This is a genomic window from Geodermatophilus amargosae, from assembly GCF_041028265.1.
GTDB classification, from domain to species: domain Bacteria; phylum Actinomycetota; class Actinomycetes; order Mycobacteriales; family Geodermatophilaceae; genus Geodermatophilus; species Geodermatophilus amargosae_A.
The window spans coordinates 319422-331404 of sequence record NZ_JABGCW010000005.1; the positions used below are offsets into that span (position 1 = coordinate 319422).

The window sequence follows — 11983 nt, forward strand, 5'->3', positions numbered from 1 at the left end:
GCGGCGCATGCCGCTGCGCGCCCGCACCCTGCTCGGTCCCGGCCCCTCCAACCCCTATCCGGAGGCCATGGTCGCCCTCGGGCAGCCGCTGCTCGGACACCTGGACCCGGTGTTCCTCGGCATCCTCGACGAGACCTCCGAGCGGCTGCGGACGGTGTTCGGCACCGCCAACCGGCGCACGCTGCCGCTGTCGGCCACCGGGTCGGCGGGCATGGAGGCGGCGTTCGTGAACACCGTGGGCCCGGGCGACGTCGTCGTCGTGGCGGTCAACGGGCTGTTCGGCGAGCGGATGGTCGACGTCGCGTCGCGCTGCGGCGCCGAGGTCGTGCGGGTGGACCACGAGTGGGGCACGCCCGTGGACGCCGAGCGGGTACTCGCCGCGCACCCCTCGCCGAAGCTGATCGCCGCCGTGCACGCGGAGACCTCGACCGGCGTGCTGTCCGACCTCGGGCCCCTGGCGGCCGGGAAGGGCGACGCGCTGCTGCTGGCCGACTGCGTCACCTCGCTGGGCGGCATCCCGGTGCGGCTGGACGACTGGGGCGTCGACCTCGCCTACTCCGGCTCGCAGAAGTGCCTGGGCGTGGCGCCGGGCCTGGCGCCGTTCACCATCTCCGACCGCGCCTGGGAGCGGCGGATCGAGAAGCCGCGCAGCTGGTACCTCGACCTCGGCATGCTCGGCGGCTACGCGGGCGAGGCGGCCGGGTCGGGTGGCCGCACCTACCACCACACCGCGCCCACCGGCATGGTCGTGTCACTGCACGCCGGGCTCGGCCGGATCCTCGAGGAGGGCCTCGACGCGGTGCACGCCCGGCACGCCGAGGCCGGCCGGCTGCTGCACGAGGGCCTGCACGCGATGGGCCTGGAGCCGTTCGCCGCCGAGGGGCACCGGCTGCCGGAGCTGACCACCGTGCGGGTACCCGAGGGCGTGGACTCCGCCGCCGTGCGCAAGGAGCTGCTCGAGCGCTACGACCTGGAGATCGGCGGCGGCGTCGGCGCCTACGCGGCCACGGTCTGGCGGATCGGGCTGATGGGTCCCAACGCCGCGCCCGACAAGGTGGCGCTGGTGCTGGCCGCGCTCCGCGAGGTGCTGGGCCGCTGAGCGCCCCGGTCGTCGTCGATCATCGGATGCCTGCACGGGCGGGCGGCGTGTCAGCGCGTGTCCCGTGCACGCATCCGGTGATCAACACGACAGGGTCCCGGGACGCCATCCGCGGCTGACCAGTGCGCCGCGCGACCGCTCGACCACCACGGCGGGTCCGGACAGGTGCCGGGCGGCGAAACGCAGCACCAGCCATCCATCCGCCGCCATCAGCGAGTAGCGGTCGACGTCCCGCCCGAACTGACCGGCGTCGGCGTGCTGGCGTCCCTCGTACTCGACGGCCACCCGGTACCGGTGCCAGCCGAGATCGGCGTGTGCGACCACGCGCCCACGGCGGTCGCACACCGGCACCTGCGGCTCGGGGAGCGGCAGGTCGCTGGCCGCGAGCCAGTAGCGCAACAGGCTCTCCGGCCGCGACATCGCGCGGCCGTCGAGCAGGGCGGCACACTCCCGCGCCCGCACGACACCGCGCACGCGGCAGGCGCGGTGCAGTCGAGCCTCGAGCGCCTCCGGCTTCAGCACCCCGGTGCGGAGGAGGGCGTCACCGACCGCGACGAGTTCGGCGGGTGGCAGGACGGCCGCCAGATCGAGGAGGGTCTGCGCGCCGGAGGTGACCCGCAGGCCGCCCGAGACGACGACGTCCTCGCTCCTCAGCTGCCGCACGGCCACCGACAGTCCGCGCCGTTGCGGCAGCACGGGGCGTGGGTGCAGCACGACCTGTACCTCAGCTGGAGGGTCAGGGTGCGCGCCGAGCAGCACGGCGGCGCTCTGGAGTCCGAAGGCCGCGTCGGCAGGGAGCAGTCGGGTCCACGCTGCGCACCGGGCGCGAAAGGAGGCAGCGTCGGCGTGCGAGAGGTACAGGCCGCGGGTCAGCTCCTCGCCGCCTGCCGCGATCTGCCGGCGGGTGGCGCCGCGGGCCCGCGCGTCCCGCCACGTCCACGTCGACCCGAGGTCCAGGGGTTCCATGCCGCCACGCTCGGGCGCACCTGGTCGACGGAGGGCGCGCAACGGTCATCTGTGGACGGCGCCGGCGGTTGTGCGCAGCGGCCGGGGCGTCACCGTGATCATCGGACGTGTGCACGTCCCGGCGGCGTGTCCCGCGCGGTGTCGTGCACGCATCCGATGATCAACCCACCTCAGGCGTCGAGGCGGGCCAGCTGCTCCGGCGTCAGCTGCAGGTCGGCCGCGGCCGCGGAGTCCCGGACGGACGCCGGCCGCGACGCCCCCGGGATGGGCACGACGACGTCGGACTGCGCGAGGTGCCAGGCCAGCGTCACCTGGTACACCGACACGCCCAGCTCGCCGGCCACCTCCGCGAACGCCGGCGCCGTCGCCGACAGGGAACCGGCCGCCGTCACCCCGCCGAACGGGCTCCACGGGAGGAACGCCAGCCCGTGCGCCGCGCAGTGCGCCACCTCGTCGGCCGAGAACCGCCAGCCGGGCGAGAACTGGTTCTGCACGCTCACCAGCGCCGGGCCCACGATCGAGCGGGCGACGTCGATCTGCGCGACGTCGGCGTTGGAGATGCCCACCATCTGCACCAGGCCGTCGTCGGCGAGCTGCCGGAGCGCGCCCATCGAGTCCTCCCACGGCGTGTCCGGGTCGGGCCGGTGGAACTGGTAGAGCCCGATCGCGTCGACGCCGAGCCGCCGCAGGGACGCCTCGCAGGCCTGCCGCAGGTACGCCGGGGACCCGTCGAGCAGCCAGTCGCTGCCCTTCCGGGTGTGCCCGCCCTTCGTGGCCACGAGCACGTCGGACGCGCCGGCGGAGGCCAGCGCCTCGGCCACCAGCGACTCGTTGTGCCCGAACTCCGCCTCGTCGCGGGCGTAGGCGTCGGCGGTGTCGACCAGCGTCACGCCGGCGTCGAGCGCGGCGTGCACGACGGCGACCGCGTCCTCGCGGGAGGGGCGGTCGGTCTTGGTCGACAGGGGCATCGCCCCGAGGCCGATGGCGCTGACGGGACGGTCACCGATGCGTCGCTGCTGCACGGGACCGTCGTGCCCCGCGGGTAGCGTCCTCACGCGTGACGTCCCTGTTCGACGAGCCGGTCGAGCCCGGCGGCGACGCCGTCGACCCGGGCGCGCCCCTGGCGGTGCGGATGCGCCCGCGCTCGCTGGACGAGGTCGTCGGCCAGGCGCACCTGCTCGGCCCGCGCTCGCCGCTGCGCCGCCTGGTCGAGGCCGACGAGCCGATGTCGCTGGTCCTGTACGGCCCGCCGGGCACCGGCAAGACGACGCTGGCGCACGTCATCTCCCTGGCCACCCGGCGGCAGTTCGTGCAGCTCTCCGCGCTCGACGCCGGCGTGAAGGAGGTCCGTGCGGTCATCTCCGGCGCCAGGCGCGAGCTCACCTACGCCGGCCGGCGCACCGTGCTGTTCATCGACGAGGTCCACCGGTTCTCCAAGACCCAGCAGGACTCGCTGCTGTCGGCCGTCGAGGACCGCATCGTCAGCCTGATCGCCGCCACCACCGAGAACCCGTTCTTCTCCGTCGTCAGCCCGCTGCTGTCCCGCAGCCTCGTCCTCGCCCTCCAGCCGCTGGGCGACGACGACGTCCGCGCCGTGCTGCACCGCGCGCTGGACGACGAGCGCGGGCTGTCCGGCGCGGTGACGCTGAGCGCCGAGGCCGAGGAGCACCTGGTCCGGGTGGCCGGCGGCGACGCCCGCAAGGCGCTGACCGCGCTGGAGTCCGGCGCCGGCGCGGCCGTCGCCGCGGGCGCCGCCGAGATCGACCTGGCCACCCTCGAGACCGCCGTCGCCCAGGCCGCCGTGCGCTACGACCGCCAGGGCGACATGCACTACGACGTCGCCAGCGCGCTGATCAAGTCGATCCGCGGCAGCGACGTCGACGCCGCGCTGCACTACCTCGCCCGCATGGTCGTGGCGGGGGAGGACCCGCGCTTCATCGCGCGGCGGCTGGTGATCTCCGCCAGCGAGGACATCGGCATGGCCGACCCCACGGCGCTGCAGACCGCCGTGGCCGCGGCCGAGGCGGTCGCCCTCATCGGCATGCCCGAGGGCCACTTCCCGCTCGCGCACGCCGTCGTCCACCTGGCCACCGCACCGAAGTCCAACGCCGTCACCGTGGCGATCGGGGAGTCGGTGGCCGACGTGCGGGCCGGCCTCGGCGGACCCGTCCCGGCGGGCCTGCGCGACGCGCACTACGGCGGGGCCAGGAAGCTGGGGCACGGCAAGACCTACGTGTACCCGCACGACGCGCCCGAGGGGATCGTCCCGCAGCAGTACCCGCCCGACGCGCTGGTCGGCCGCGACTACTACCGCCCCACCTCGCGTGGCGCCGAGGCGGGCATCGGCGCCCGGCTCGGCAAGCTCCGGGCGATCCTCCGCCGCACCCGCTGACCGCCGAGGGCCGCGACTACTGTTGCCACGCCGGGCGTGCGACCACGCCGGCCGCCGACGAACGAGCCGACGAGGTAGAGGAGATCCCGCGTGTCCGCAGGAGAGTGGGCCGGACTGATCGCCGCCCTGGCGCTGGTGCTGCTGGTGGTGCTGCTCGCCGTCCCGCTGCTCAAGCTGGGGCGCACGCTCGACGAGACGACGCTGACCATCCGGCAGGTGCGCGAGCAGAGCGCGCCGATCCTCGGTCAGGCCCAGACGACGATCGCCCAGGTCAACAGCAACCTCGAGCGGGTCGACGACATCACCGGCAACGCGGCCAACGTGTCGAGCAACGTCGCCGCCCTGACCAGCGTCGTCGCCGCCACCGTGGGCAGCCCGCTGATCAAGGTCGCCGCCTTCAGCTACGGCGTCCGCAGCGCGACCAAGAAGCGCCGGGAGGGCCAGGCCCTCGCCGAGGCCGCCGCCCGGGACAAGGCCGACCGGCGCACGCGCCGCGCCGCGCGGCGGGCCGCCTGATGCGCCGGCTGTTCTGGCTGGCGATGGGCATCACCATCGGCGCCCTCGTCGTCCGCAAGCTCTCCCGGGCCGCGGAGAAGCTGACCCCGCAGGGCATCGCCGGGGCGCTGGTGGACGGCCTGCGCGACCTCGCCGACGCGATCGGCGACTTCGGCGCCGACGTGCGGGCCGCCGCCGCGATGCGCGAGGAGGAGCTGCGCTCGGGCACCGGCCTCGACGCACCGCTGCCCGAGCGCGACGAGACCCAGCTCCCGCTGCCCGGCCGTCAGCTCCCCGCACGACGCGGCGCGCACGCCGCCGACCGCTGAGCAGCACCCACTCCGCGGGGGACGCCCCCGCCCCGAGGACGAAGTAGGCCATGCAGACCGCCGAGATCCGCCGCCGCTTCCTGCAGCACTTCGAGCAGCGCGGCCACACCGTCGTCCCCAGCGCCTCGCTGGTGTCGCCGGACCCCTCCCTGCTGTTCACCGTCGCCGGCATGGTGCCCTTCATCCCGTACCTGACCGGCCGCGAGCCCGCGCCGTTCCCGCGGGCCACCAGCGTCCAGAAGTGCGTGCGCACCCTCGACATCGAGGAGGTGGGCAAGACCACCCGCCACGGCACGTTCTTCCAGATGAACGGCAACTTCTCCTTCGGCGACTACTTCAAGGAGGGGGCCATCCAGCACGCCTGGGAGCTGGTGACCGGCCCCGTGGACGGCGGCGGGCTGGGCTTCGACCCCGACCGCATCTGGGTGACCGTCTACCTCGACGACGACGAGGCCGCCGAGGCCTGGCACCGCATCGCCGGGCTGCCGCACGAGCGGATCCAGCGGCTGGGTAAGAAGGACAACTACTGGCACACCGGCGCCGACGGCCCGGGCGGCCCCTGCTCGGAGATCTACTTCGACCGGGGGCCGGAGTTCGGCCCCGACGGCGGTCCGCTGGTCGACACCGCCGGCGACCGGTTCCTCGAGATCTGGAACCTCGTCTTCATGCAGTACGAGCTCACCGACGTCCGGAGCAAGGAGGACTTCCGGGTCGTCGGCGAGCTGCCGAAGAAGAACATCGACACCGGCATGGGCCTGGAGCGGGTGGCCTTCCTGCTGCAGGGCGTCGACAACATGTACGAGATCGACGAGGTCGCGCCGGTGCTGCGCCGGGCCGCCGACCTCGCCGGGGTCACCTACGGCAAGGACCACGAGGCCGACGTGCGGCTGCGCGTGGTCGCCGACCACGTCCGCAGCGGCCTGATGCTCATCGGCGACGGCGTCACGCCCGGCAACGAGGGCCGCGGGTACATCCTGCGCCGGCTGCTGCGCCGCGCCGTCCGCTCGATGCGGCTGCTCGGCGTCGACGCCGCCTCGCTGCCCGAGCTGCTGCCGGTGTCGCGCGACGCGATGAGCTCCAGCTACCCCGAGCTGGCCACCGACTTCGACCGCATCTCCGCCGTCGCCTACGCCGAGGAGGAGGCGTTCCGGCGCACCCTCACCTCCGGCACCGCACTGTTCGACACCGCCGTCCGGGAGGCCAAGACGGCCGGCACGCCGGCGCTCAGCGGCGAGCAGGCGTTCTCGCTGCACGACACCTACGGCTTCCCGATCGACGTCACCCTCGAGATGGCCGCCGAGCAGGGCGTGACCGTCGACGAGGCCGGCTTCCGCGCGCTCATGCAGCAGCAGCGCGACCGCGCCCGTGCCGACGCCCGTGCCAAGCGCACCGGCTCGGTCGACGTCCTGGCCTACCGCCGGCTGCTGGCCGACCACGGCCCCACCGACTGGCAGGCCTACCGGACGCTGCGCACCGACTCCCGCGTGCTCGGCCTGGTCGCCGACCTGGCCGGCGAGGACGGCGTGGCCACCCCGGCCGGACCCGGCGAGGTCACCCGGGTGGTCCTGGACCGCACGCCGTTCTACGCCGAGTCCGGCGGCCAGGTGGCCGACGCCGGCACGCTGTCCTGGGACGGCGGCCGCGCCGAGGTGCTCGACGTCCAGCGCCCGGTCAAGGGCCTGGTCGTGCACCAGGTGCGGGTGCTCGAGGGCGAGCTGGCCGAGGGCGCGGAGCTGACCGCCGAGGTCGACCGCGAGTGGCGCCTGTCGGCCTGCCAGGCGCACTCCGGCACGCACGTGGTGCACGCCGCGCTGCGCCACGTCCTCGGACCGCAGGCGCTGCAGTCGGGCTCCTACAACCGCCCGGGCTACCTGCGGCTGGACTTCGCCTGGCAGGGCGCGCTGACGTCTGCGCAGCGGCACGACATCGAGGACGTCGCCAACGCCGCCGTCCGCGCCGACCACCGGGTGAGCGCCACGTACATGACGCTGCCCGAGGCCCAGGCCATCGGCGCGCTCGCGCTGTTCGGCGAGACCTACGGCGAGCAGGTGCGCGTCGTCGAGATCGGCGGTCCCTGGTCGCGTGAGCTCTGCGGTGGCACGCACGTCGCGGGCTCGGCGCAGATCGGCACGCTGGCGCTGACCGGGGAGTCCTCGGTCGGGGCGGGCGCGCGCCGCGTCGAGGCCGTCGTCGGGATCGAGGGCTTCCGCTACCTCGCCCGCGAGCGGGACCTGGTGCGCCAGCTCGGCGACCTGCTCAAGTCGCCTCCCGACGGCCTGGTCGACCGGGTCGGCGGCATCCTGTCCCGGCTGCGCGAGACCGAGCGGGAGATCGCCGAGCTCCGCGCGCAGCAGACCCAGGCCGCCGCCGGGTCGCTCGCCGCCGGAGCCAAGGACGTCGGCGGGCTCGCGGTCGTCACCGCCTCGCCGGCGGGCCTGTCCGGCGGTGACCTGCGCACCCTCGCCCTCGACGTCCGCGGCCGGCTCGGTGAGCGCCCGGCCGTCGTCTTGCTGGCGTCGGAGAGCGGCGGCAAGGTGGCCCTCGTCGCCGCCCTCAACCCCGCCGCCCAGGAACGCGGGCTCTCCGCCAGCGACGTCCTGCGCGCCGCGGCGGCCCCGGTCGGTGGCCGGGGCGGTGGCAAGCCCGACGTCGCGCAGGGCGGCGGCACGGACCCGGGCGGCATCCCCGCCGCCCTGCAGGCCGGCGAAGAGGCGGTCTCGACCGCCGCAGGGAGGTGAGCGGAGTGCCCGAGCAGCGCCCCGACGAGACCGGTCCGATGGAGGAGCGGCGGGTGCAGGGCCGTCCGGCGGTGCCGCCGTCGCGGCCCCGGCAGAGCCCGCCGCCGCCCGCGACGCGGCAGCCGGTGCACCACCGCACCGAGCAGATCGACCTGCGCGCCGGCTTCCCGCCGGTGCGCCACGAGACCACCGAGATCGACATGTCGCAGGGCCTGCCCCTGCCGCCGCGGCGGCCGCGCCAGGGCCGGCGGCTCGGTCTCGACGTCGGCACCGTGCGGATCGGCGTCGCGCTGTCGGACCCGACCGGCATGCTGGCCAGCCCGCTGGAGACCGTCGAGCGGCGCCGCGACGGCGGGGACCTCGACCGGATCGTCGCCCTCGTCGAGGAACACGAGGTGACGGAGGTGATCGTGGGGGAGCCGAGGCACCTGTCGGGTGCGTCGGGTGCCTCGGCGCGGGAAGCGCGTGCCTACTCTCGGTCACTCGCCGGGCGCATCGGCAGCGTGCCCGTGCACCTCGTCGACGAGAGGCTCTCCACCGTGACCGCAGCCAGTTCCCTGCGGGCGAACGGGCTCGACAGCCGCGCCCAGCGCCCCGTGATCGACCAGGCCGCGGCCGTGGTCATCCTCCAGACGTATCTGGACGCCCAGCGGGGGCGCTCGTGAACGGTCCGGTCCCGCCGTTCGGGCGGGGCCCGACCGGTCTGCCCGCCGTCCCGGCCGGGAGCCCTCCGGCTCCCTGGACGGCCGGACCGCCGACGACGCGGCTGCCGCCCTCCGGCCCGGTGCCGGGGCACCTCGCCGGCCGCACCCGCGCGGAACTGCTCGGCCGGGAGGTCCGGTCGGTGTCCGCCGGCCGGCACGCCGCTCCCGACGGCCCCCCGCAGGACGGTGCTGCCCAGGACGGTGCCCCACAGGACGACCGCACCGGCCCCCTGCCCGGTGGAGGCCAGCCCGTGCCGCCGCCGGCCGGGCTGCCGCCGCGGCCGTCCGGCCCCTGGTCGAAGCTCGCCCGCCGCAGCGCGGCCCCCGGCGATGCCGACGACGCACCGACCGTGGCCGCGCAGGCCCTCGGCCCGCACGCCGGCGACCACGGTGCCGTCGACGCCCACAGCGGGCACCACGACGACCACCCCCACGAGCACCACCACGACGACCACCACCACGACGACGAGGACGCCACCGGCGGCCTCGAGGTCCTCGGGGCCGGCGGCTCCGACGTCGGCCGTCGCCGCGGCCGCCGGGCCCGGCGCCAGGCCGCCGCCGAGCCCGCCACCGTCGAGGCGCCCGGCCTCTTCGCCGACGAGCACCACGACCACCACGACGACGACCACCACGACGACGACCACCACGACGACGACCACCACGACCACCACGACCACCACGACGACCACGGGCCGCGCCGCACGCGCGGCGGACGACGTCGCCGCAGCCCGCTGGCCAACGTGCTGGCGCTGCTCGTCCTCGCCGGCGTGATCGCCGGCATCGTCTTCGGCGGCCGGGCGCTCATCGGCCTGGTCAACCCCGAGGCCCAGGACTACGCCGGCGCGGGCAGCGGCACCGTGGAGGTGCGCGTCGGCGAGGGCGACACCCTCAGCGACATCGCCGGCACCCTCGTCGACTCCGGCGTCATCGCCTCCTCCGAGCCGTTCGTCGACGCCGCCGAGTCCGAGCCCGCCGCCACCGGCATCCAGCCCGGCGTCTACGTCCTGCGGGCGCAGATGAGCGGCCAGGCCGCCCTCGACCTGCTGCTCGACCCCGCCACCCGCCAGGTCTCGCGGGTCACCGTCCCCGAGGGCTTCACCCTCGAGGCCACGCTGCAGCGGATCGCCGAGACCACCCGGCTGCCGATCGAGGACCTGCAGGCCGCGGCCGCCGACCCCGCCGCGCTGGGCCTGCCGGCCTACGCCGAGGGCCAGCTAGAGGGCTACCTGTTCCCGGCCACCTACGACGTCGAGCCCGGGGACACCGCCGCCGACGTGCTCGGTGCCATGGTCTCCCGGTTCACCGACACGGCGTCGGGCATGCAGCTCGAGCAGCGCGCCGCCGCCGCCGGCCGCTCGGTGCACGACGTCGTCGTCGTCGCCTCGATGGTCCAGGCCGAGACCGGGGTCGACGACGAGCGGGCGGACGTCGCGCAGGTGATCTACAACCGGCTGACGGAGGGCATCCCGCTCGGCATCGACGCCGCGCTGGCCTACGGGCTGGACAAGAACGGGAACGACCTCACCGTCAGCGACCTGCAGTCGGACCACCCGTACAACCTGCGCACCCGCGCCGGCCTCCCGCCGACCGCGATCAGCGCGCCGGGCGAGGCGAGCCTCGAGGCGGCGCTGGCGCCGACCACGGGGGACCTCCTCTACTACGTCCTGGAGTCCCGCGACGGCACGCACTTCTTCACCGCCAGCTACGACGAGTTCGTGGCGGCCAAGCAGCGCTGCGCCGCCGCCGGCCTCGGGTGCGGTGGCTGACCGGCCCGTGCCCGACCCGATCCCGCCCGGCCGGGCGGCCGTCCTGGGCCGCCCGGTCGGGCACTCGCTCTCCCCGCTGCTGCACCGCGCGGCTTACGCCGCGCTCGGCCTGACCGGCTGGACGTACGACGCCCTCGACGTCGGGCCCGGGGACCTGCCCGACCTGGTGGCGGGCCTCGGCCCGGAGTGGCGGGGGTTCTCCGTCACCATGCCGTGCAAGCAGGCCGCGGTCGCCGTCGCCGACGACGTGGACCCGCTGCCCCGCCTGCTCGGCGCCGCGAACACCCTCGTGCACACCGACCACGGCTGGCGGGCGGAGAACACCGACGTGCACGGCGTCGGCATGGCGCTGCAGACCGGCGGCGTCGAGCACGTCGCGCACGCGGCGATCGTCGGCGCGGGCGGCACGGCGGCGGCCGCGGCGGTCGCGCTGGCCGAGCTCGGTGCCGAGTCGGTCGACGTCCTGGTGCGGGAGCCCGCGCGCGCCGCCGACGTCGCCCGGGTGCTGGGCGTGCTCGGCGTCCGGGCCGCGGTCCGCCCGCTGGCGCCCGGCCCGGTCGAGGCGCCGGTCGTCGTCAGCACCGTCCCGATCGGCGCCCATCCCGACCTCGCCGGCCTGGAGTGGCGCGCGGGGCAGACCCTGCTCGACGTCCTGTACGCGCCGTGGCCGACGCCGCTGGCCGGCCGGGCCGCCGCCGCGGGCGCCACCGTCATCAGCGGCATCGAGGTGCTGTTCTGGCAGGCGACGGCGCAGGTGGAACTGATGACCGGGCTGCCCGCGCCCCTGGGCCCGATGCGCGCCGCCCTGGACGACCGCTGACCTGGTGGACGACGTCCTCCCGCGCGGGCTGCTGCTCGCCGCCGCCGTCCTGACCGGTGCCGCCGCCGGACCGCTGCTGGCGCGCACCGCCGTCCGGCTGGCCGGCTCCGACGCCGCGCGACCCACCGCCGCCCGCGCGGTCGCGAGCGCCGTCGTCCTCGCCGCGCTGCTCTGCGGCGCGGTGCTGCTCACCGGCGCCCGCCCGGCGACGGCCGCCTACGCCTGGGCGGCCGGCGCGGCGGTCGTCCTCGCGCAGGTCGACCTCGCCGTGCACCGGCTGCCCGACCGGGTGACCTACCCGGCCGCCGCCGTCGCCGCGGCCGCGCTGCTCGCCGACGCCGCCCTGCTCGGCACCTGGCCGGCGCTGCTGCGGGCGCTGATCGCCGCGGCCGTCGCGGGCGGGATCGCGGTGCTCGCCGCGCTGGCCGGGCCGTCGGGTCTGGGCCTCGGGGACGTCAAGCTGCTCGCGCTGCTCGGCCTGCTGCTGGGCTGGGCCGGCTGGGGCGTGCTCCTGGCCGGGGTGTTCCTCGGCCTGCTCGCCGGCGCGGCCGCCGCGCTGCTGCTGGTGGCCACCCGGAGGGCCGGCTGGCGCACCCCGGTGCCCTTCGGGCCGCCGCTGCTGGTGGGGGCCGTCCTCGCCCTCCTGGTGGAGGGACCGCTCTCCTGAGGGGCCT

The 11983-nt window shown here is 75.9% G+C and carries 11 protein-coding genes; 9 read left to right on the plus strand and 2 right to left on the minus strand.

Going from position 1 to position 11983, the window contains the following annotated elements; all coding sequences use genetic code 11:
* Window positions 1-7 precede the first annotated feature (7 nt).
* Window positions 8-1099, plus strand: a complete 1092-nt coding sequence (locus HLV61_RS09185) for a pyridoxal-phosphate-dependent aminotransferase family protein (RefSeq protein ID WP_369254523.1) — start codon at window positions 8-10, stop codon at window positions 1097-1099.
* A gap of 81 nt (window positions 1100-1180) precedes the next feature.
* On the opposite strand, the gene HLV61_RS09190 is transcribed toward HLV61_RS09185, so the two are convergent.
* Together HLV61_RS09190 and HLV61_RS09195 are read right to left on the minus strand one after the other, a co-directional pair.
* Window positions 1181-2065 (minus strand): hypothetical protein, encoded by an 885-nt coding sequence (locus HLV61_RS09190; RefSeq protein ID WP_369254525.1) that lies wholly within the window; start codon window positions 2063-2065, stop codon window positions 1181-1183.
* A 170-nt stretch (window positions 2066-2235) separates the two neighbouring features.
* On the minus strand, window positions 2236-3087 hold the full coding sequence (locus HLV61_RS09195; RefSeq protein WP_369254527.1) for an aldo/keto reductase: 852 nt from the start codon (window positions 3085-3087) through the stop codon (window positions 2236-2238).
* Window positions 3088-3122: 35 nt separating this feature from the next.
* Between HLV61_RS09195 and HLV61_RS09200 the strand changes: the two genes are divergently transcribed.
* The 8 genes from HLV61_RS09200 (at window position 3123) to HLV61_RS09235 (ending at window position 11976) form a co-directional block, all read left to right on the plus strand.
* On the plus strand, window positions 3123-4457 hold the full coding sequence (locus tag HLV61_RS09200) for a replication-associated recombination protein A (protein WP_369254529.1): 1335 nt from the start codon (window positions 3123-3125) through the stop codon (window positions 4455-4457).
* 90 nt (window positions 4458-4547) lie between these two features.
* Complete coding sequence (locus HLV61_RS09205) at window positions 4548-4973, plus strand: DUF948 domain-containing protein (protein ID WP_093579861.1); 426 nt, start codon at window positions 4548-4550, stop codon at window positions 4971-4973.
* On the plus strand, window positions 4973-5281 hold the full coding sequence (locus tag HLV61_RS09210; RefSeq protein ID WP_369254531.1) for a hypothetical protein: 309 nt from the start codon (window positions 4973-4975) through the stop codon (window positions 5279-5281). Before HLV61_RS09205 ends, HLV61_RS09210 begins: the two co-directional genes overlap by 1 nt.
* Before the next feature lie 50 nt (window positions 5282-5331).
* Window positions 5332-8019, plus strand: coding sequence for an alanine--tRNA ligase (alaS, locus tag HLV61_RS09215; protein ID WP_369254533.1), 2688 nt, complete (start codon window positions 5332-5334; stop codon window positions 8017-8019).
* Between the two features lie 5 nt (window positions 8020-8024).
* Complete coding sequence (gene ruvX, locus HLV61_RS09220; protein ID WP_369254535.1) at window positions 8025-8684, plus strand: Holliday junction resolvase RuvX; 660 nt, start codon at window positions 8025-8027, stop codon at window positions 8682-8684.
* Window positions 8685-8803: 119 nt separating this feature from the next.
* The gene (gene mltG / locus HLV61_RS09225; RefSeq protein WP_369254537.1) at window positions 8804-10489 is read left to right on the plus strand and encodes an endolytic transglycosylase MltG; all 1686 of its coding nucleotides are present in this window, start codon (window positions 8804-8806) and stop codon (window positions 10487-10489) included.
* Entirely contained in the window at window positions 10482-11309 is an 828-nt protein-coding gene (locus tag HLV61_RS09230; protein ID WP_369254539.1) for a shikimate dehydrogenase, read from the plus strand. The genes mltG and HLV61_RS09230 overlap by 8 nt, the downstream gene beginning before the upstream one ends.
* A 4-nt stretch (window positions 11310-11313) precedes the next feature.
* Window positions 11314-11976 (plus strand): prepilin peptidase, encoded by a 663-nt coding sequence (locus tag HLV61_RS09235; RefSeq protein WP_369254541.1) that lies wholly within the window; start codon window positions 11314-11316, stop codon window positions 11974-11976.
* Window positions 11977-11983 lie beyond the last annotated feature (7 nt).